A 20922-nucleotide genomic window follows, 5' to 3' on the forward strand; every position below is an offset into this window, starting at 1 on the left:
GCTTCGAGTCGGGGGCGTCAGAACTAGCGCAATCCAGCATCTACAGTAATCGACTGCTTGGTGATCATTCGACTGTCGTCGGATGCGAGGAACAGCACCGTGCGGGCGATCTCGTCGCCGAGCAGCACCTGCTGGATGGTCTGGCGCGAGACGACACCATCGATCGAGGCCTGATCCTTGAACCACAATCGCCGCTGCCGGTCGGTGATGACAGCGCCCGGCTCGATGGCGTTGACGCGGATATTGTCCGTGCCGAAGCCACGGCCGAGGGCGCGCGTCAGGCCAATGATGGCGGCCTTTGCCGTGGCATAGACCGGCATGTTCGAGGCGCCGCCGCGCCAGGCGATCGAGGAGAAATTGATGATCGCGCCGCCGCCCTCGGCCTTCATCTGCTCGCGCACCGCCTGGGCGGCAAAGAATTGCGGGCGGAGGTTCAGGTCGAGCGAGGCGTCCCAGTATTCCTCGGTGACATCGTCGATCTCGTGCCGGTCGTCATTGGCAGCGTTGTTGACCAGCACGGTGATATTGCCGAGCCGGTTCTTGATCACGTCGATGGCGGCACGCAGCCCCGCGACATCGGTGATGTCGCAGTTGATGAAGTGGGCGCCCGTCTCCTCGGCGAGCTCGCGGCCATCCTGGTCGAGGATATCGACGAAGCCGACTTTGCTGCCCTGCCCGGCGAAGGCGCGGACGATATCGGCACCGATGCCCGAGGCACCGCCGGTGACGAACACGACCCGCCCCTCGAGACTGGGGTACTTGGCGAACTTGCTGATTTTGGTCGCCCCTAGATCAGTCGCGTCGTGGCCGGATCGAAGAGGCACGCGCGGGTCATGTCGACCGCCAGCGGCATGTTCTCGCCGGTCTTGGGCGCCTCGTCCGGCGAGAAGCGGCCGACAACCTCGAGGTCGCCGAACTTCATCACCGCCATGGTCTCAGCGCCGGTCGGCTCCACCACTTCCACCTGCGCCGACATCGTGGCGATGCCCGGCTTGCCGGCAGTGCTGGTCGACTGGCGGCTGAGGTGCTCGGGACGGATGCCGAGGATGACTTTCTTGTCGGTCGCCCGCTGCGCCACGCCGTTGTAGAGTGGCAGATTGGCGACACCACCATCGACCAGTGGGAACGTCACCGACGGGGCGCCACCGCTGGTCGTGATCTCGGCGTTGATGAAGTTCATCGACGGCGAGCCCATGAACCCGGCAACGAAGATATTGGCCGGGCGATTGTAGATGGTGTCCGGGTCGGCGAACTGCTGCACTTCGCCGTGGTGCATCACGGCGATGCGCGAGGCAAGCGTCATGGCTTCCACCTGGTCGTGCGTCACGTACACGGTGGTCTTGCCGACGCGCTGGTGCAGCTTTTTCATTTCGGTGCGCATGTCGACGCGCAGCTTCGCATCGAGGTTCGACAACGGCTCGTCGAACAGGAACAGCGCCGGGTCACGCACCAGCGCGCGACCCATTGCGACGCGCTGCCGCTGGCCGCCCGAGAGCTGGCCGGGCTTGCGCTTCAGGAACGGCTCGATCTGGAGGAGCGCGGCAACACGGGCGATCGTCGCCTCCTGCTCCGCCTTGGGCACCCCACGGCTCTCCATGCCGAAAGCCATGTTCTCCTTGACGGTCATTGTCGGGTAGAGCGCGTAGGACTGGAACACCATGGCGATGTCGCGGTCCTTGGGCTGCACCGAATTCACCAGCCGGTCGCCGATGTAGATCTCGCCCGACGTGACGGTCTCGAGACCGGCGATCATGGCGAGCAGTGTGGACTTGCCACAGCCCGAAGGGCCAACGAGGGCGATGAATTCGCCGGTGTTGGCCTCGAGGTCGACACCCTTCAGCACTTCGACGGTGCCGAAGCTCTTACGCAGGTTCCTGATGGTCAAGGACGCCATTTACTTGATTGCTCCCTGGGTAAGGCCGCGGACAAAATATTTTCCGCCGAAGAAGTAGACGAGGAGTGGGGGCAGCGCGCCGATCAGCACGGCCGCACTCATGACATCATAGGTGCGAACCGTGGTGCCGCTCATCGAGAGGGCGACCAGGGCCGCGGTGATGGGCTGGTTGGCGCCCGAGTTCAGCACCACGCCGAACAGGTATTCGTTCCAGATGCCGGTGAACTGCCAGATGACCGTCACGATGATGATCGGCGGGGACAGCGGGATCATGATCTTCCAGAAGATGCGCCAGAAACCGGCGCCGTCGATGCGGGCAGCCTTCAGCAGGTCGTCGGGGATCGACACGTAGTAGTTGCGGAAGAACAGCGTGGTGAAGCTCAAGCCCTGGATGCAGTGCACAAGGACGAGGCCATAGACCGAGTTCGACAGCCCGAGCTGGCCGAGGGTGAAGGCCCAGGGCAGCAGCGCGATCTGGCCGGGCATGAACACGCCGAGCAGCATGAAGCCGAAGACGATTTCGGACCCCGGGAACTTCCACTTCGACAGAATGTAGCCGTTGATGGCACCGAGGGCTGTGGAGATGATGGTGGCCGGTATGACCATCGCCACCGAGTTCCAGAAGTAGCGCGCCACGCCATCGCACTGGCCGCCGATACAGAAGTCGCTCCAAGCCTGCGGCCACGCATCGAGCCGGAAGCTCTGCGGCAGCGAGATGAGGCCCATGGCACCGATCTCGGCGTTGGTCCGGAACGAATTGAGGAACACGACGAGGAATGGGACGATGTAGACGATCGAGATCAGCCCGAGCAGGCCGTAGATCACGATCCGAGAGATCAGGCGCCGGCGACTGGCAACAGCCGCTTCCTTGTCTTCTACACCGGCACTGGTGAAGACAGCATCAGCCATTGTTCGCCTCCATGCGCTTGCGCCACACGAGGTAGAGTGAATAGGGAACGAGGACGATCGCGAGAGCCGCCAGCACCATCATGGCCGCAGCCGCGCCTTCTCCAATCTCTCCGCGCTGGAACATGAAGTCGTACACATACGTGGCCGGGAAGGTCGTCGAGATGCCCGGGCCCGAGTTGGTCAGGGCGACCGCCAGATCGAAGGTCTTGATGGCGAACTGCAGCAGCACCACCGCGACGGCTATGAAGATCGGCCCGATCGTTGGCAGGATCACTTTGCGATAGGTCCGGAACCAGCTGGCGCCGTCGATCTGCGCGGCCTTGATGATGTCGGGATCGACCGATCGCAGGCCGGCGAGGAACAGGGCCATCGAGAAGCCGGCGGAGCCCCAGATGCCGGTGATGATGATCGCCCAGATGGCGTTCTTGCGGTCGGAGGTCAACGCGAACTGGAAGTCGGTCCAGCCCATCGAATTGACCAGAAACTGAATGCCGCTGCCGGGGTTGTAGAGCCACTGCCACACAGTACCGGTGGCGATGAAGCTGACCGCGAGCGGATAGAGGAAAATCGTACGCCAGAATGACTCGGCACGCACTCTCTGGTCGATCAGGACGGCCAGCAGCAAGCCGAATGCCATCGAGATGGTGACGTAAAAGAGCGAGAAGAACAGCAGGTTGGTATAGGCAACGCTCCAGCGGCGGTTGGTCCAGAGCGAGACGTAGTTCTCAAGCCCCTTGAAGCCGTAGCTGGGCAGCAGCGTCGAGTCGCTGAGCGAGATGTAGAACGTCCAGCCGGCAAAGACGAAGACGTAGACGAACGACGCAACGATAGACGGCGCGATGATGAATATGGGTGTCCACTTCTTGATGCGGTCCCACGTACTCGTGCCAGTCGAAACGGACTGACCTGCCATAGCCAACGGAATACCCTCCAAAACCTGCCGCCAAGGGAACCGGCCGCGGCACCCGAAGGCGCCGCGGCCGGCAATCCTGGTCAGAAATTACATCTGAGCTTCGACGGCGTCGGCCATGATGTTGGCCGCTTCTTCCGAGGTCATCTCAGGTGTGTTCACGAACTCGGTGATGGTGTCCATCATCGCGCCGCGATACTTCTGGAGCACGGTCATGTTGTGCGCCATCGAACGGACCAGCGTGCCGCCCTCGATCGAACCCTTCAGAGCCGCCTGGCTCTGCTGCTGGCAGACGTTGAAACCGTCCGCCAGGTCGACGTCGAGGCGGGCCGGGATCGAGCCCTTGGTGATGTTGAACACCTTCTGGAACTCGGGCGACAGGATCAGGCTGGCGAGCAGCTTCTGGCCTTCCTGGTAGTCCGGGTCCTTCTGATTGAAGAACACGACCGAGTCCGAGTTCAGGATGAAGCCGTCGCCGGCCCAGTCGGTCGGGGACTGGCCGCACAGGATGTCGCCGCCGGGCTCATGGCCCACCGACTTGATCGCGCCCAGTTCCCAGTCGCCCATGATGAAGAACAGCGCATCGCCGTTGACCATCATGTTGGAGGCGGTGTCGTAGTCACGGCCGGCGATGGCCGGATCCATGTACTTGGTGACCATCAGGCGCATCTGGTCGAACGCCTTGATCATGCCTTCCGAACGGAGGGCTTCGACATCGCCGTCGACGAAGGCCTTGGTGTAGAGGTCCTTGTCCATGCCGTAAACGACCGTCTCGAACGTGGTCGCATCGGTCCAGTCGGCCGAGAGGTGCGCAAGGCAGATCTTGCCACCGGCAACGGCCTTGTCGCAGGCGGCGTTGAAGTCGGCCCAGGTCTTGGGCAGCTCGGTGACGCCCACGCCTTCCATGGCGGCCTTGTTGCCCCAGATCCAGTTGATCCGGTGGATGTTCATCGGGGCCGCGACCCACTTACCTTCCGGCTTCATCACCGGCAGCAGTTCGGGCGCGACGACGGCATCCCAGCCCTCGGCGGTAGCGAGTGCGTCCATGTCGGCAGTGCCGCCAGTGGCGTTCCACTCGGCAATTTCCGGGCCCTTCAGCTGCACGGCGGCAGGGGCGTTGCCGGCGACGACGTCGGCGCGGAGCTTGGCGAGGGTATTGGCAGTGTGACCGGCAATAGCGGTCTGTTCCCAGGTGCCGCCGGCAGCGGTGAACATCTCACCGAGCTTGGCAATGGAGGCGGCATCGTTGCCGGACGCCCACTGGTGCAGCATCAGCACCTTGGGGGCGGCCATCGCGGTGCTCGAAAGCAGCGCGGCAACAAGCATCGTGGTCGCGGCAGCCGCGACCTTGGTCGTGAACGTCATAATTATCTCTCCCTTGAAGCACATCTGCCCGGTGCCGACTCTTGCGGTCGGCCCCTGTCCAGGCACTTGCGCTTTCTCTTCGTCGGTGCACATCCTCCACGGCACCGTCGTATTAGTTCTATGGTGAACTTATTCGGCTTGTCAACGCGCCTGGGGAGGGCGCCGGTGAATAAGATCGAGCTGAAATCGCTACTTGCGCATGGGGCCTTAGGCACGCCGGCGGGACGTATCATTCGTACCCTCAGCGCGCGCGGAAGCATGAGCGCATCACAGCTGGTGCGCCTGACGGGGCTCGCCAAATCGACCGTATCGACCGCGCTCGCCGAACTGCGGCGAGCCAACATGGTGCTTGAAACCGGCACCGAGCTCGACGGCAATGTCGGCCGGCCGGCGACGACGCTGACGCTCAATCCGGAAGCGGGCACCTGCATCGGCATCCTGATCGGCCAGAGCGAGCTGCAGGTGATCATCGCCGACGTGTCGCACCGAGTGCTCTCCGACAAATCGATCGTCATCGAGCCCGATTACGCCCCGGCGACGGCGCTCGAACTGATCCGCCAGCTGGTGGCCGAGGCCTATGCCGACCAGTGGCAATCGGAAGCTGGCCTGCTCGGCGTCGGCCTTGCCGTCGGCGGCCCGGTGAACCCGATGACTGGCCAGGTGATGCGCGGCGGCCTGCCCATGTGGGCCGGCGTCAACCTCCACGAACTGTTCGGCCCGATGTTCGACGCGCCGATCTTTGCCGACAACGAGAGCAACTGCCTCGCCATCGCGGAGATGACCTGGGGCGCCGCGCAGGGCCACGAGGATTTCATCGTCTATACGCTCGATCTCGGCGTCGGCGGTGCCATCGTCGTCGGCGGCAAGGTCATGCGCGGGCTGGCGGGCGGCGCGGGCGAATTCGGCCATGTCGTGATCGATCCGCTTGGGCCCCTCTGCCGCTGCGGTAACCGCGGCTGCCTCGAGGTCTATGCCAGCTTCCGCGACTCGCTGGTCGAGGCGCAGCGCCATGTCGGGCGGCCGCTGCGCATCCATGACGTCGTCGAGCTGGCGCTCGGCGGCGATGAGACCTGCCGCAGGCTGATCCAGCAGGCCGGTGAGGCCGGGGGGCGTGGGCTCGGGCTGATCGGCTCGGTGTTCAACCCGCCATTGGTCATCGTCAACGGACGCCTCGCGGCGGCAGGCGAATTGCTGATGACGCCGCTGGCCGAAAGCTTCGAACGCTTCAGCCTCGTCAAGCCATCCGATGTGCCGGACTATTCCCGTACGATCCTCAGACCGAGCGCCTTCTCCGACAACGGGGCCTGCATGGGCGCCGTGGGCATGGTGCTGCGCAATCACGGCGAGCCGCTCAACCTGCCGCACTGAGACGTTGCATCGGCGCGCTCTCGAACCGCAAGAGTCTGCAACTTTTGCTGAAGGCGCTCTTTTGTCCCCTGCCCGTCCTTCGGGGTTGATCGTGACGGCTGGCTCGACCAGTCTCCGCCTCCCCAGTGAAAAGGAGTCGGCGCATGACGATCGCGATCATCTCAGGCACGGGATTTCTCGGCACGGCCACTGCCAGACGCCTCAGCGAGCGCGGGCATGATGTGGTTGTCGTGGCGCGCGGGCAGAGCCCGGTGGCGCTGGCCGACGGCGTGAAATTCGAGGCGGCGGACCGCATGGACAGCGAGCGCATCGCCGAACTGCTGAAGGCCAATGGCGTCACTGCGGTCATCGATATTTTCGCCTTGAGCCTCAAGAACGCCGAGCCGGTGATCGAGGCCGCCGGCAAGGCAGGCGCGCGCTACATCCTCGTCAGTTCGACCGATGTCTATTCGAACTATGGCGGGCTCTTGAAGAAGGAAACCCCGGAGATCCGGCCCGATCCGGCAACCGAAGATTCGCCGCTGCGGACGCTCCGCTACCCCTATCGCGGCAACCTGCGCCGGCCAGCTGGGGTCGAGGACGACCTGTTCGAGAATTACGACAAGATCCCGATCGAGGAGTTCGCCCTCGCCCAAGGCGCGCCGGAAGCCACGGTGATGCGCCTGCCGATGATTTTCGGGCCTGACGACAAGCAGCACCGCTTCGCCTGGGCCATCAAGCGCGCGAAGAAAGGCGAGCCGTTCAGGCTCGACCGGCGCGGCGCGGGCTGGCTCAATTCCTACGCCTATATCGACGACGTGGCCGAAGCGCTGGCGCTGGCGGCGGTGTCGCCAGAGGCGGCCGGGCGGATCTACAACGTGTCGCAGCCGTTCGTCCGCACCCAGGCCGACTGGGCCCGCACCATCCTGACACTGATGGGCATCGACAGCGAGATCACGCTGGTCGACGCGGAGGCGAACGGCGCGCTGGCCGACCGGGCCGAGTCGAGCGACCTCAGCTATCCCCTGACGCTCGATTCCCAGCGCATCCGGGATGAACTGGGCTACCGCGAGATCGTGCCGGAGGAACAGGCGCTGCGGCGGACGATCGAATGGGAGCTGGCGCAGGGATAACCGGTTCGGTCACTGGCGGCGCCACCTCCACCGGCCAGTGGGTGGGGACCGTCTAGCCCAACTCACCGCCGCCTTACCCCACACTCCCCGTTGACTCCCTCACCCGCTTCTTTAGTGTCGCTAAAATCAAGAGAGCCTCCGTGTCAGTCCTGAAGTTTGCGAAGCGTACCGAGCCGGCCGAGTTGGCCACACCGATCGATCCGAGCCTCGGATCGCGGCTGAAGGCCCGTCGCAAGGCGCTGGGCAAGACCCAGCAGCAGGTAGCGGACGAAGCCAGCCTCACCGTCGGTTTCATCAGCCAGATCGAGCGCGGCATCTCTACCCCGTCCCTGGCCTCGCTCTACAACCTGGCGAAGGCGCTGGAGACGACCGTCGACCAGTTCGTCTCGAAAGTCCCGGCGCGCGAGCATAGCGTCGTCAGCCATTCCGGCCAGCGCCAGACCTACAATGTCGGCGGCACCTCGCGGTACTACGAGTTCCTCGAGCGCGGTTTCCCCGAGGCGCAGCTCAATGCCTGCCTGTCGCATGTGCCGCCCGGCCATGCCTCGGAGATGATGAGCCACGAGGGCGAGGACTTCGTCTATCTCGTCGCCGGGCAGATGCTCTACGAGGTGGACGGCATCGAATACCGGCTGGGCCCCGGCGACACACTGCACTTCGACAGCCGCAAGCCGCATCGCGGCACCAATGTCGGCAACGAGACAGCGCTCGAACTCTGGGTCGGCACGATGCGGCTGTTCCCTGAATGAGCGCGATCGATCCTACTCTCGCGGCACAGCTGAAAACCGCACTCGCTTCGGGTCCGACGGACCTGTTCGCCGTGCTGTCGGCGCTCTTCACCGCCGTCTCCGGCGTACGCACCGCGACCTTCATTGCAGTCGCGCCGGACAAGAGGGCGACCCACCGCATCGGCACGTCCAATCCGGTCGATTTCCCGGTCGGCAACGTCGATCCGGTGGCCGACGACGTCTGGAACAACACCATCCTCGGCGCGATGCTGCCCGTGATCGGCGACAGCGTCGCCGGCATGGCGGCGTTCCTGCCCGAGACCGACGGGCTTGTCGCCATGGGCTACGGCGCCTGCTCGTGCTTCCCCATCGTGATCGGGGGCGAAACCCGCGGCGTCGTGGCCGTGCTCGGCGATGCCGGCATCTTCACGCCGGCCGCCCTCGCCGAGATCGAAACCCTTCTACCCATCGCTGCGCTGACCTTCACCTTCCATGGGATCAGTAAACTGACCCAAGAGGGGATAAGCGAGAGATGACGCCTGCGACTGCAACCGGCTTCATGCGCCGGAAGACTTCAACCAGGGAGACTGCCATGCGTTTATTCAAGACGCTTATGGCGGTCGCCGTCGGCGCGGTAATGTCCGCGTCCGGTGCGATCGCCGAAACGCCCAAGAATACCCTCGTCATCGCGGACGCGATCGACGACATCATCACGCTCGATCCGGCCGAAGTGTCGGAAGTCGGTGGCGTGCTCGCCAGCCAGCAGATTTATCAGCCGCTGGTCAGCTTCGATCCGGCCGATCCGACCAAGATCACCGGCGTCCTCGCCGAGAGCTGGACCGTCTCGGAAGACGGCAAGACCTTCACCTTCAAGATGAACCCGAACGCCAAGTTCGCCTCGGGCAATCCGGTGACGGCCGCCGACGCCGAATACTCGCTGCAGCGCGTCATCCTGCTCGATAGCCGCATCTCGTTCATTCTCACCCAGTTCGGCCTGAACAAGGACAACGTGGCGGAGAATATCAAGGCACTCGACCCGCAGACCCTGCAGCTGATTGTCGACCAGAAGTACGCCCCGAGCTTCGTGCTCTACGTGCTCTCGTCGTTCACCGGCGGCATCGTCGACTCGACCATCGTCAAGCAGCACGAAGGCAAGACCGAGGCCGGCACCAACGACTACGGCAATGCCTGGCTCAAGTCCGAGAACTCGGCTGGTTCTGGCCCGTATGTGCTGACCAAGTGGGACCCCAAGGTCTCGATCCTCTTGAGCCGCAACGAGAACTACTGGGGCACCGCCCCGGGCGTCGATCGCGTGTTCCTGCAGCACATGCCGGAATCGGCGACGCAGCGTCTCGCGCTGGAAAAGGGCGACATCGATATCGCCAACAAGCTCGGACCGGACGATATCGGCGCCATTGCCGGCAACCCGGACATCCAGGTGCTCGAGGGCGTGTCCTCGACGATGTACTATTTCGGCCTCAACGTGCGTAACCCGGCGCTGAGCAACCCGAAGGTCGTCGAAGCCATCAAGTGGGCCGTCGACTACCAGGGCATCGCCGACACCATCGGCAAGGGCACCATCAAGGTGCACCAGACCATGATCCCGGACGGGTTCCTGGGCGGCGGCATCAACTACAACCCCTACTCGCTCGATCTCGAGAAGGCCAAGGCGCTGATCGCCGAGTCCGGCGTTGCAACGCCGATCAAGCTCGCGACCGTCGTCTGGAACGTGCCGCCCTATCCCGACTACGCCCAGGCCGTGCAGGCGACGCTCAGCCAGATCGGCGTCGAGCTCGACCTGCAGGTCGTCGATGGCGGCCCGTGGCTCGACCGCTACCGCTCGCACGATCTCGACATCTGGTTCGGCCTCTGGGGTCCGGACTATCCCGATCCGCACTCGAACGCCAAGGCGTTCGGCAACCATGATCCGTCGGATCCGGATGGCACCAAGGGTAACCTCGCCGACCGCTTCGGCTGGAACTCGGGCAAGGTCTCAGACCTCGTCGCCGCCGCCGTGCAGGAGCAGGACGTCGAAAAGCGCAAGGCGCTCTACGACGAAGCCCAGCGCCTCGACACCGACACCTCGCCGTTCGTGTTCATGTTCCAGGACAGCCGCAAGGTTGCCATGCGCTCGAACGTCAAGGGCGTCGTCCTCGGCATCACCTTCTCGGACGACCGCTACGGCGGCGTGAGCAAGGAATGATCGTGGGGCCGGAGCGCAAGCCCCGGCTCACTGCCTGACGCACCCCCCTTCCCAACCCTCCCCGCAAGGGGGAGGGTGACGGCCGGTGGCTTGGGCGCATTGCGCGCCACAAGCACAAATCGGCACCTCCCCCCTTGCGGTGGAGGTTGGGAGGGGGGTGGAATGGCCCCATACCCAGCGAAGGCCATCATTTGACTGCGATCAATCGCCCCCTCCGCCTCCTCATCGATATCGGCTCGTGGCTGCTCACCGTCGCCATCACGCTGGTCGGCCTGGCAGCGCTCACCTTTTTCATTGGCCGGGTGCTGCCGATCGATCCGGTGCTGTCGATCGTGGGCGAGAAGGCGACGCCGGAGGTGTACCAGAAGGTTTACCTCGAGCTCGGGCTCGATAAGCCGCTGTGGCAGCAGTTCTGGGAGTATCTCGGCAAGCTCCTTAGCGGCGACTTCGGCACCTCGTTCTCGACTTCCCGCCCGGTGCTGACCGACCTCATCAATTTCTTCCCCGCGACACTCGAGCTCGCCACCATCGGCCTTGCCATCGGCGTGGCGCTGGGCGTGCCGATGGGCGTCGCCTCGGCCTATTGGCACGAGAAATGGCCCGACCATGTGCTGCGCGTCGTCGGCCTTGTCGGCTATTCGGTGCCGATCTTCTGGCTCGGCCTCGTCGGGCTTTTCGTCTTCTACTACCTGCTCGACTGGGTCTCCGGCCCGGGCCAACTCGATGTGTTCTATGTCGGCATCGTCGACCGCGTCACCGGCTCGATCCTCATCGATAGTGCCATCGCGGGCGAGTGGGAGATTTTTGGCAACGCCATCAGCCACATGACCCTGCCGGCGCTGCTGCTCGGTTATTACAGCCTCGCCTATATCTCGCGCATGACGCGCTCGGTGATGCTCGACCAGTTGAGCCGCGAGTACGTGCTGACTGCCCGGCTCAAGGGCGCCAGCGAGTTCCGCGTCGTCGCCGGACACGCGCTGCGCAACGCCGCGATCCCGCTCGTGACGGTGATCGCGCTCTCGTATGGCGGGCTGCTCGAGGGTTCAGTGCTGGTCGAGACGATCTTCTCGTGGCCGGGCATCGGCAACTACATCTATTCGTCGCTGTTCGCAGCCGACATGAATGCCGTGCTGGGCGGTACGCTGCTCGTCGGCATCGTGTTCGTGCTCCTCAACATGCTGAGCGACGTGCTCTACCGCGTCCTCGACCCCAGATCACGGGAGCTCCGCCGATGAGCGACACGCCAATCGTGGCCGATCCGCGCCACGCCATCCGCGCTGCCAGATGGGCCGAGTTCAGGCTGTTCGCCCGCCGCTTCATGCGCAACCCGCTCGGCGTCGTCGGGCTGCTGATCGTCCTGTTGCTGCTGTTCACCGCCGCCTTCGCGCCGTGGCTCGCAACGCACGACCCCTACCTCCCCGATCTCGCGTCGCGCCTTGCTGCGCCGAATGCCCAATACTGGTTCGGCGCCGACGAGCTGGGCCGCGATATCTACTCGCGCCTGATCTACGGCTCGCGCCTGACGCTGCTGATCGTCGCGCTGGTCATCGTCACCTCGGCGCCGATCGGGCTGATCATCGGGGCGGTCGCCGGCACCGTCGGCGGCTGGGTCGACGTGGTGTTCATGCGCCTCACCGACATCTTCCTCGCTGTGCCCAAGCTCCTCCTCGCACTTGCCTTCGTGGCGGCACTCGGGCCCGGCATCGTCAATGCCGCCATCGCCATCACCCTTACTGCCTGGCCGCCCTATGCGCGGCTCGCCCGCGCCGAAGCGCTGGTGGTGCGCAACTCGGACTATGTGAACGCGGCGCGCCTCGCCGGTGCCAGCGAGTTCCGCATCATCGTCTTCCATGTCATCCCGATGTGCCTTTCGTCGGTGATCGTGCGCATGACCTTCGACATGGCCGGCATCATCCTGACCGCCGCCGGCCTCGGCTTCATCGGGCTCGGCGCGCAACCACCGCTGCCGGAATGGGGCGCGATGATCTCGACCGGCCGCAAGTTCATATTCGACCAGTGGTGGATCGCCACCATCCCCGGCGCCGCGATCTTCACCGTCTCGCTCGGCTTCAACCTCCTCGGCGACGCCTTGCGCGACCTGCTCGACCCGCATCTGAGGCAGCGCAAATGACCGCCCCGCTGGTCGAGATCGAGAACCTCCACATCGCCTTCCGCAACGATGACGGCGGCTACAACGACGCGGTGCGCGGCGTGTCGCTGTCGCTCGGGCGCGAGAAGCTCGGCATCGTCGGCGAGAGCGGTTCGGGCAAGAGCCTCACCGGCCGCTCCTTGCTCGGCGTCCTTCCGCCTTACGCCAAGGTCAGCGTCGACCGCATGAACTTCGACGGCATCGACCTCAAGTCCGCGTCCCCAAAACTCCGCCGGTCGCTGCGCGGCGGGCGCATGGGCATGATCCTGCAGGACCCGAAATTCTCGCTGAACCCGGTGATGACGGTCGGCAGGCAGATCGTCGAAGCCATCCGGATCGGCGACCGCAAGGTCGGTGGACGCGAAGCCAAGGCGCGCGCCATCTCCGTTCTTGAATCCGTCCACATCCGCGACCCCGAGCAGGTCTTCGGTCTCTACCCGCACGAACTCTCGGGCGGCATGGGGCAACGCGTCATGATCGGCATGATGGTGGTGCGCGAGCCGGACCTCTTGATCGCCGACGAGCCGACCTCGGCGCTCGACGTCACCGTGCGTACGCAGGTGCTCTCCATCCTCGACGAACTCGTCACCCGGCGCGGCATGGGACTGATCTTCATCAGCCACGACCTCAACCTGGTGTCGAAATTCTGCGACCGGGTGATCGTCATGTACGCCGGCCGGATCGTCGAAACGATCGAGGCGAGCCGGCTGAGCGAAGCCCAGCACCCCTACACGCGGGGATTACTTTCGTGCCTGCCCCAGATCGATGGCTCCCTCGAACCGCTGCCGGTGCTGAACCGGCAGGCCAGCTGGGCGGAGGCGTAAAGCATGCTGGAAGTTCGTGACCTGAGCGTAGACTTTTCGGGGAAGATCGCCGTCCTGGACACCGGATTTCTAGTCCGGTCCGGGGAGAGTTTTGGCCTTGTCGGCGAGTCCGGCTCAGGCAAATCGACCATCCTCCGCACGGTGATGGGCCTCAACGGCTCATGGTCAGGCACGATCAAGGTCGACGGGCTCGACGTGCGGAAGACGCCGCGCAAGCAGCTGGCCAAGATCGTCCAGATGGTGTTCCAGGACCCCTATTCGTCGCTGCACCCACGTTATGTCATCGGCCAGCAGATCGCAGAACCCATGCGGATCAATGGCTTACCGGATCCCGAGAAGCGCACCGAGGAACTGCTTGACCTCGTCGGCCTCGGCGGCCCGAAGTTCCAGTTCCGCTTTCCACACGAGCTGAGTGGCGGCCAGCGCCAGCGCGTCGCCATCGCGCGCGCCCTGGCGCTGTCGCCCAAGCTGCTGTTGCTCGACGAGCCCACCAGCGCCCTCGATGTCTCGATTCAGGCCGAAATCCTCAACCTACTCAACAGGTTACGGAAGGAGCTCGGCCTCACCTTCGTGATCGTCAGCCATGACCTCGCTGTCATCAGCTACATGTGCGAGCGGCTGATGGTGATGCGCAACGCCCGGCCGGTCGAGCTGCTGACGCGCGAGCAGCTGCGCTCCGGCGCCATCGCCGACGACTACACCCGCGCCCTTATCGCCGCCGCCTAAGCTACTGTTCTTGCCAGAATATCCAGTACGACGAGATGTTCTGGTCGAGCCACCAAGGCAAAGTCGCGGCATCGCGATCGAAGTTGCGGCAATCGCGACGGTCCCTGTCTGTGCACACCTCGACCGTCAGCCCTCCGGGAACGCTGATCGAGGCGATCCGGTTGTTCCATGCGCCAAGGTTGCGATCGGTGTCGCCCGGCCGCGCGCAGAAGCTGCGGCCGCGGAAGCGGGTATCCTCGTAGAAGCAGACCTCGCGGCGAGCCGCGCCACCGCCACCGGGGCGGCCGGTTTCGGCGAGGAAGTTCTGCGAAACCCAGCCACTGGGACCGCGCTGATCGATGGCACACCAGCCGCCGGTGCAGCGCGAAATCCGGACAGCCTGGCCGGCGCGCAGGACGTCGACCACCGGATAGCTCGTACCCGGACCCGCGCGCACATTGACGCTCGTCGTCGCGACCGCGTTGTTGCCGCCGCTACCGCCACCACCCGGACCATCAGGCACCATGACGAAGGGCTGGATGTCCTGCGCGCTGGCGGGAGGGCCCATGAGCGCGACGGCCAGGAACAACGGGCCAAGCGCCCTCACGAGGAAGCGATGCATGGCAGTTCTCCAACTCGGCGGATAAGGGTGTCGAAGTCTAAAGCGAATGGCCGGGCCGGGGATGAGCGGAGCGTCCGCCGAATAGGCCGGGCGTTTCAATGTGGCACGGGCGATGGCCGTCTAGCCGCGGCGCGGCCCTTTGGCTATAAGCCGCGGCCGGGGGGCCTCATTGAGGTCTGTTGATGCGCTTACTGTTTGCTGCAATTGGAGTTTTTGCCGCCTGCCTGCCCGCCGCCGCTATTGACGATCCCTTTGCGGGAGCGCCGCGTGCCAGGCTCCACGTCCGCATCGAGCTCACCGGCTCAAATCGCGTCGATTTCCCGAACCAGGTGGAGTGGGCGGCCATCGAGGCCTGGCGCTCGCTCGAACTGGACTTCGCGCTCGTCGACGTCGGAAACGACGGATATCCCATCGTGGCCGCGACCGCCCCGGGCACGCCGCCAGCCATGGCCGGGCTCGAGGCGAAGATCGAGGCCTGCGGAGAAGACCAGGGCTGCCTTGCCGCAGCCATGCTGGATTTTGCCAAGGCCAATGAAGGCAATGCCAACATCTTCGCGGAGATGACGGGGCAGCAACCGGGCCGGTTCCGTAATTTTGCCGCCGACCGTGCCGGAACCTGCGCGTCCGGTACCCTCGTGGTGCAGGACATTCTCAGTGGGGTCTACATTCCGCCGCCGGAGCCTGCCCGCGCGTACCGGTTCACGCGCGACGGCAATCTCACCCTGCCGCAGGACGACTTCGGGCTGATGGACTACGCCTGCATGGTCGAAGTCACTCTCGACCATGCGACCGGCAACATGAGCCTGCGCCTGCCTGCGGCCAAGCTGGACGTGCCGGTGACGCTGGGGCCGGGCGCATTCACCGACGAGCGATCGGTGCCGCTCACCGAGGCGCTGCAGAAGATCGAACTGTTCGACCAGCCGGCTGGCCGGGACGGGAAATGGTCCGGCGTCGCGGAGTTCGATGCGGCAGGCGCCGCGTCGCATAATTCCGGGCAAGTGAGCGCGCCGCTCAAGGCGCGCATCGTGTGGCAGCTTACCGAAGGCTGAGGGCATGTGGCAGGCGCGTCACGCGCCTGCCACTCACTCCGCATCGAGCCGCCTGCTACCATCTGCGCATGTCACCGTCGCTTGAAGAATCCGCGCGGATGCAAAATGGTGGCGCCCGTACCAGTTCACGGAGTGTCACCATGCCGACCCCCGGCAAGCCCGCCTACGACCTCGTCTTGAAGGGCGGTCGCGTCATCGACGAGCGCAACGGCGTCGATGGCCATCTCGATGTCGCGATCAAGGGCGGCAAGATCGCCGCGGTCGGACCCTCGATCGATCCTGATGGGGCCAAGGTCAGTGATGTCAGCGGGTCGATCGTCGCGCCGGGGCTCATCGACATCCACACCCATGTCTACCACAAGGCGACTTCGCTCAGCGTCGATCCGGGGTTCATAGCGCGGCGTTCGGCCTGTACCACGCTGATCGATGCGGGCAGCGCCGGGGCCGGCAACTACGACGGCTTCCGCGACTACGTGATGATCCAGTCGCCGTACAAGATCCTGGCGTTCCTCAACATTTCCTTCCCCGGCATCTTCGGCTTCGACAAGGACGTGTCGATCGGCGAAGCCACGGCGCGCGCCATGCTGCCGGTGCATCGGTGCGTCGAAAAGATCGAGGCGAACCGCGATCGCATCATCGGCGTGAAGGTGCGCATCGGCGGCATCGTCACCGGTGATCTCGGGCTGGGGGCGCTGGAGCTGGCGCTCGAAGCCTCGAACGCCGTCGACCTGCCGCTGATGACCCATATCGGCCATCCGCCGCCGAGCTATTCGGACGTCGTCGACATGCTGCGGCCGGGGGACATCCTCACCCATTGCTACCGCCCCGAGCCGAATTCGGCGATTGGGCCGGATGGCAAGGTGATCGACGCCGTGTGGAAGGCGCGCGAACGCGGCGTGCTGTTCGACATCGCGCATGGCATGGGCGCCTTCGGCTACGACACGGCCGAGGCGGCGCTGAAGGACGGGTTCAAGCCGGACCTAATCTCGTCGGACGTGCACGTGATCGCGGTCGAGGGCCCGGGCTACGACCTGCTGCATACGATGAGCAAGCTGCTGAATTGCGGGCTATCGGTGGCCGAGGTCATCGGCATGTCGACCAGCCGCCCTGCCCTCGCCATCCGCCGCCCCGACCTCGGGCACCTCGGCGTCGGCGCGCCGGCCGATATCGCGGTGCTGCGCGAGTACAAGAGCGACTATGTGTTCACCGACGTGGTCGGCACCCAGCGCCAGGGCTCGACGCTGCTGCAGCCCGTCGCCGTCTATCTCGACGGCAGGAGCATGGAAGTCAGCCGCCGGCCGTTCGAGGAGACTTTCCTCATCGGCGGCCATCACTCGCACTAGGAGCTACGCCATGAGCGGACAATTCGCGGGCAAGACCATCGCGATCACCGGCGCGGCCGGTGGTATCGGCCAGTGGCTCTGCCGCTTCTTCGGCGAGGAAGGGGCGATCATCGCCGCCATGGATCGCAGCGACAAGGTGCTGGAGCTGGTTGATACGCTCGGCAAGGACGGCATCACAGTAAAGCCGGCGGTGGTCGAGATTACCGATGCTCCGGCGGTCGAGGCGGCTTTTGCTGCGTTCGGCGATATCGACGTGCTGATCAACAATGCCGGCGGCGCGAACCGCGGCACGGTGGCCACCACCAGCGCGGCGGAATGGGCGGCGGATGTCGATGCCAACCTCAACAGCGCCTTCACCTGCGCCCACTCGGTGCTGCCGCGGATGGTCGAGCGGCGCTCGGGCAATATCGTCAACGTCGCCTCGGTCAACGGGCTCAGCGCTCTCGGCCACCCCGCCTATAGCGCCGGCAAGGCGGGCATGATCGCCATGACCAAGGCGATCGCGCTCGAATATGGCCGCTATGGCATCCGCTGCAACGTGGTGATGCCCGGCACGGTGCGCACGCCGATCTGGGACGAGCGCAAGGCCAAGGACCCGGACGTGCTGAAGACGCTCGAGCGCTGGTACCCGCTCGGCCGCATCGTCGAGCCCTACGAAGTGGCCCGCGTCATCGCTTTTCTCGCCTCGGACGGGGCCAGCGCGGTCACCGGGGCGACGATCCCGGTCGATTGCGGGCTGACAGCCGGCAATATCGTGATGGCGCGCGAACTGACGCTCGAGGATTTTTAGGCAGCCACCCCCCGCTGGACCTAGCCCCTAAAGCTTCACGGGCAATCCGGTGCGGACGCTTTCGTCGCCGGCGATGCAGATGCGTAGCGACTGGACGGCGTCGTTCATGTGGCGGCTCAGATCGATATTCTCGGTGATGGCGCGATAGACGAAATCCTGCTCGCGATCGCAGAGCGCCTGGTGCCCCGGCTCACCTTCCATTGACAGCATGTCATCGGGCTGGGCAAAGCCACCGCCCGGCGTTTCAGCGGCATGGTGGACGCGGATCGTCGAGGTGCGGCTGTGCACCTCGTGGTCGTCGGACTTGGCACCCTCGTCCTTGACGACGATCGAGACGGCGCCGTTGGGCGAGATCACGTCCTTCACGAAGAAAGCGACCTCCGACATCATCGGCCCCCAGCCGGCCTCGTACCAGCCGACCGAACCATCGTCGAACAGCACCTGCATGTGGCCGTAATTGTACATGTCCGGCGACACTTCGTTGGAGAGGCGCACGCCCATGCCGCGCACTTCCACCGGCTTGGCGTCGGTGATCTGGCACCAGACATCGACATAGTGCACGCCGCAATCGACAATCGGCGACGTCGTCTCCATCAGCGCCTTGTGCGTCGCCCATGTCACCCCGCTCGACTGCTGGTTGAGGTTCATGCGGAACACATAGGGGCCACCGAGCTTGCGGGCCTCCGATATCAGCGTGATCCACGAGGGGTGGTGGCGGAGAATGTAGCCGACGACGAGCTTGCGATCATTGGCCTTCGCCGCCGCGACGACGCGCTCGGCATCGGCGACGTTGGTCGCGAGCGGCTTCTCGATGAAGACGTGCGCCCCCTGCTCGATCGCCTTCACGGCGTAATCGGCGTGCGAGTCGGAATAGGTGTTGATCGAGACCAGATCCGGTTTCAGCTCGGCCAGCGCCTCGTAATAGGACGGCAGGATCGTGTAGCCCGCGAGTTCCTCGGACAGCCCGCGCGGCGCCGAGCGGTTCACCAACCCGACCAGGTCGAAGCCCGGATGCCGATGATAGGCCAGCGCGTGGCTGCGGCCCATATTGCCCAGACCGGCAGTGAGAACGCGAATTGGCACGGTACGTTATCCCTCAATGGCACCGCGAAGCGACGGCGCGACAAAGCAATAGACCGACCGGGCCGGGACAACAAATGCGCAACGCAGCGCCGCCTACATCATCTTGCCGTAGATGCTCTCCGGTCGCACCGCATCGTCCAGCCTGAACCGATGATCCGCCGGTGGATGGGCGCGCTGGCCGCATTCCATGCGCGGGCAGATCCGGCACCCCACGCCGATGGGGACGATCTGAGCGGTGTTGTTGAGGTCGATGCCGTCCGAATAGATCAGCTCGCGGGCATGGAGGATCGAACAGCCGAGCCCGATGGAGAAGTGCCGCAGCGGCGCGTTGTAGCGGTGGTCACCCTTCGAGAAGGCGCGCGCGATGCAGAAATAGCGCTCGCCATCCGGCATCTGCGAGATTTGCACGTTGACCCGTTCGGGGCTGAGGAAGGCCGAGTAGACGTTCCAGCGCGGACAGGCGCCGGAGTGGCGCGGGATATGGATGCCCGAGAGCGAGAAGCGCTTCGAGATATTGCCGGCGATGTCGGTGCGAATGAGGTGCAGCGGGATGCCCAGCGCGCCGGGCCGCTGCAGCGTCGTCATACGGTGCGCCACCTGCTCAAAGCTGGCCCCGAAGCGTCGGCCCAGCCGTTCGATATCGTAGCGATAGTCGCGGCAGGCGCGCTGGAACGGGCCATAGGGCATGATCAGCGCCGCGGCGAAATAAGCGGCCAGCACGTTGCGCCCCAGGGCGGGCGCATCGCCCTCGGGCAACTCGGCCACCAGCGCCCCGATCTCGGCATTGGCCGCCATCTGTCCGAGCTGGTGCGCGATGAGGAACGTGGCCGATTCGGCTGGCAAGATGTCCGAGATCAGCAGTTGGTTGCGAGTCCGGTCATAGGTCCGGGCAATGCCCTGCGGCAGCGAGGCGAGCCTCAACTCGGTGCCGAAGACGTTGAACAGGTAGGTCCTGAGACCATAGGCGAAATCGTCGGCGCTGCTGTCGATGTCGGCGCGGATGCGCTCGGCGGCTTCCTCGATGGTGGGAAAGTAGTTGGCGTGCTCCTGCAGGAAATCGGAGATGCGGTCGGTGGCGAGGTGGAAATGTTCCGGCTCGTCTTCGGCCCGGGCTGGGGCCGCCTGTCCCTCGGCGCGAAAGCGCCGATAGAGCTGCAGCATGGCGCGCGCCGCCATCGGGTTGGCATGCGCGAGGTCGCGCACCTCGATATTGGTGACATCGCTGTCGGCGAAGACGTCGTCGCCGAACATCTCCATCAGGTCGCCGACCAGCCTACCCTCGTCGCTGTCCGCCAGTTCTCCCGGCTCGACGCCGAAATAGCCGGCGATCTTCAGCAATAGCGGCACGGTGATCTTCCGCCGGTTGTGCTCGATCAGGTTGAGATAGCTGCCCGAGATGCCGATCGAGGTCGCGAGGTCGGCCTGCGAGATGGCTCGCTGGCGCCGCAACCGTCCGATCCGTCCGCCAATCTGTAGTTCCTCCACGCACTCCTCCTTTACAACGTTTACAGAAACGACCGCGACGCTTTACAGCATTTTGACTGGTTTTCCGGCCGTTTTGCAGTCAGTCGTTGCTCTCCGCGCCAATGTGTCAAATATTTACAGACAACGCAACCGAGGAGGATGCAATGAACCCGACCAACACCGAAACCGAGGAATTCGTCACCATCATCGCCCCATCGACCGGCGAGGCGATGCGGCAGTTCAAGGCCCAGGGCCTCGACCGCCAGGGCTTCGCCATCGCCGGCCGCATCGGCCAGCACAAGTTCTCGCTGGTGAGCGGCGAGAGCGTCTCGGAGCTGTTCCGCGGGCAAGCGCTGGTCGCGGCGACGTTTTCGCGGCGGGTGCCGGCTTAAGCCGACATCCGG

21 protein-coding genes are annotated in these 20922 nt (G+C 64.8%); 13 read left to right on the plus strand and 8 right to left on the minus strand.

Annotation, left to right across the window (positions count from 1 at the left end):
• Positions 1–23: 23 nt before the first annotated feature.
• The 5 genes from ACOYW5_RS09095 to ACOYW5_RS09115 all read right to left on the minus strand — a co-directional run bounded on the left by ACOYW5_RS09095 (position 24) and on the right by ACOYW5_RS09115 (position 5078).
• Positions 24–824, minus strand: a complete 801-nt coding sequence (locus ACOYW5_RS09095; RefSeq protein WP_423068929.1) for an SDR family NAD(P)-dependent oxidoreductase — start codon at positions 822–824, stop codon at positions 24–26.
• Complete coding sequence (locus tag ACOYW5_RS09100) at positions 788–1894, minus strand: ABC transporter ATP-binding protein (protein ID WP_423068930.1); 1107 nt, start codon at positions 1892–1894, stop codon at positions 788–790. The genes ACOYW5_RS09095 and ACOYW5_RS09100 overlap by 37 nt, the downstream gene beginning before the upstream one ends.
• The gene (locus tag ACOYW5_RS09105) at positions 1895–2803 is read right to left on the minus strand and encodes a carbohydrate ABC transporter permease (protein WP_423068931.1); all 909 of its coding nucleotides are present in this window, start codon (positions 2801–2803) and stop codon (positions 1895–1897) included. It lies immediately after the preceding gene.
• On the minus strand, positions 2796–3716 hold the full coding sequence (locus tag ACOYW5_RS09110) for a carbohydrate ABC transporter permease (RefSeq protein WP_423068932.1): 921 nt from the start codon (positions 3714–3716) through the stop codon (positions 2796–2798). Before ACOYW5_RS09110 ends, ACOYW5_RS09105 begins: the two co-directional genes overlap by 8 nt.
• 87 nt (positions 3717–3803) lie before the next feature.
• The gene (locus ACOYW5_RS09115) at positions 3804–5078 is read right to left on the minus strand and encodes an ABC transporter substrate-binding protein (protein WP_423068933.1); all 1275 of its coding nucleotides are present in this window, start codon (positions 5076–5078) and stop codon (positions 3804–3806) included.
• Between the two features lie 120 nt (positions 5079–5198).
• Between ACOYW5_RS09115 and ACOYW5_RS09120 the strand changes: the two genes are divergently transcribed.
• The 9 genes from ACOYW5_RS09120 (at position 5199) to ACOYW5_RS09160 (ending at position 14188) form a co-directional block, all read left to right on the plus strand.
• The gene (locus ACOYW5_RS09120; protein WP_423068934.1) at positions 5199–6446 is read left to right on the plus strand and encodes an ROK family transcriptional regulator; all 1248 of its coding nucleotides are present in this window, start codon (positions 5199–5201) and stop codon (positions 6444–6446) included.
• Positions 6447–6589: 143 nt separating this feature from the next.
• Complete coding sequence (locus ACOYW5_RS09125; protein WP_423068935.1) at positions 6590–7558, plus strand: NAD-dependent epimerase/dehydratase family protein; 969 nt, start codon at positions 6590–6592, stop codon at positions 7556–7558.
• 140 nt (positions 7559–7698) lie between these two features.
• On the plus strand, positions 7699–8307 hold the full coding sequence (locus tag ACOYW5_RS09130) for a helix-turn-helix domain-containing protein (RefSeq protein ID WP_423068936.1): 609 nt from the start codon (positions 7699–7701) through the stop codon (positions 8305–8307).
• A complete protein-coding gene (locus tag ACOYW5_RS09135; protein WP_423068937.1) occupies positions 8304–8822 on the plus strand; it encodes a hypothetical protein in 519 nt (172 codons plus the stop codon). The genes ACOYW5_RS09130 and ACOYW5_RS09135 overlap by 4 nt, the downstream gene beginning before the upstream one ends.
• A gap of 56 nt (positions 8823–8878) precedes the next feature.
• Complete coding sequence (locus ACOYW5_RS09140) at positions 8879–10489, plus strand: ABC transporter substrate-binding protein (RefSeq protein WP_423068938.1); 1611 nt, start codon at positions 8879–8881, stop codon at positions 10487–10489.
• A 191-nt stretch (positions 10490–10680) separates the two neighbouring features.
• Complete coding sequence (locus ACOYW5_RS09145) at positions 10681–11724, plus strand: ABC transporter permease (protein ID WP_423068939.1); 1044 nt, start codon at positions 10681–10683, stop codon at positions 11722–11724.
• The gene (locus ACOYW5_RS09150) at positions 11721–12620 is read left to right on the plus strand and encodes an ABC transporter permease (RefSeq protein ID WP_423068940.1); all 900 of its coding nucleotides are present in this window, start codon (positions 11721–11723) and stop codon (positions 12618–12620) included. Before ACOYW5_RS09145 ends, ACOYW5_RS09150 begins: the two co-directional genes overlap by 4 nt.
• Positions 12617–13462 carry an ABC transporter ATP-binding protein gene (locus tag ACOYW5_RS09155; protein ID WP_423068941.1) on the plus strand — a complete coding sequence of 282 codons (846 nt, stop codon included), beginning with the start codon at positions 12617–12619 and terminating at the stop codon, positions 13460–13462. Before ACOYW5_RS09150 ends, ACOYW5_RS09155 begins: the two co-directional genes overlap by 4 nt.
• A 3-nt stretch (positions 13463–13465) precedes the next feature.
• A complete protein-coding gene (locus ACOYW5_RS09160; RefSeq protein WP_423068942.1) occupies positions 13466–14188 on the plus strand; it encodes an ABC transporter ATP-binding protein in 723 nt (240 codons plus the stop codon).
• A gap of 1 nt (position 14189) precedes the next feature.
• Here the strand turns inward: ACOYW5_RS09160 and ACOYW5_RS09165 are convergent, their stop codons facing one another.
• Positions 14190–14789: an SH3 domain-containing protein gene (locus ACOYW5_RS09165; protein ID WP_423068943.1), complete on the minus strand. Its 600-nt coding sequence runs from the start codon at positions 14787–14789 to the stop codon at positions 14190–14192.
• Between the two features lie 179 nt (positions 14790–14968).
• Between ACOYW5_RS09165 and ACOYW5_RS09170 the strand changes: the two genes are divergently transcribed.
• The 3 genes from ACOYW5_RS09170 to ACOYW5_RS09180 all read left to right on the plus strand — a co-directional run bounded on the left by ACOYW5_RS09170 (position 14969) and on the right by ACOYW5_RS09180 (position 17971).
• Positions 14969–15838 (plus strand): hypothetical protein, encoded by an 870-nt coding sequence (locus tag ACOYW5_RS09170; RefSeq protein WP_423068944.1) that lies wholly within the window; start codon positions 14969–14971, stop codon positions 15836–15838.
• Between the two features lie 140 nt (positions 15839–15978).
• Entirely contained in the window at positions 15979–17181 is a 1203-nt protein-coding gene (locus ACOYW5_RS09175; RefSeq protein WP_423068945.1) for an amidohydrolase/deacetylase family metallohydrolase, read from the plus strand.
• Positions 17182–17191: 10 nt separating this feature from the next.
• Positions 17192–17971 carry an SDR family oxidoreductase gene (locus tag ACOYW5_RS09180; RefSeq protein WP_423068946.1) on the plus strand — a complete coding sequence of 260 codons (780 nt, stop codon included), beginning with the start codon at positions 17192–17194 and terminating at the stop codon, positions 17969–17971.
• A 27-nt stretch (positions 17972–17998) separates the two neighbouring features.
• Here ACOYW5_RS09180 and ACOYW5_RS09185 read toward each other — a convergent pair whose 3' ends face one another.
• The gene (locus tag ACOYW5_RS09185; protein WP_423068947.1) at positions 17999–19054 is read right to left on the minus strand and encodes a Gfo/Idh/MocA family protein; all 1056 of its coding nucleotides are present in this window, start codon (positions 19052–19054) and stop codon (positions 17999–18001) included.
• A 93-nt stretch (positions 19055–19147) separates the two neighbouring features.
• Entirely contained in the window at positions 19148–20539 is a 1392-nt protein-coding gene (locus tag ACOYW5_RS09190) for a helix-turn-helix domain-containing protein (RefSeq protein ID WP_423068948.1), read from the minus strand.
• Between the two features lie 143 nt (positions 20540–20682).
• Here ACOYW5_RS09190 and ACOYW5_RS09195 point away from each other — a divergent pair, with 143 nt between their 5' ends.
• Entirely contained in the window at positions 20683–20910 is a 228-nt protein-coding gene (locus ACOYW5_RS09195; RefSeq protein ID WP_423068949.1) for a hypothetical protein, read from the plus strand.
• Positions 20911–20922 lie beyond the last annotated feature (12 nt).

Origin of the sequence: Devosia sp. CN2-171, assembly GCF_049354815.1 — a bacterium.
Classification (GTDB): Bacteria; Pseudomonadota; Alphaproteobacteria; order Rhizobiales; family Devosiaceae; genus Devosia_A.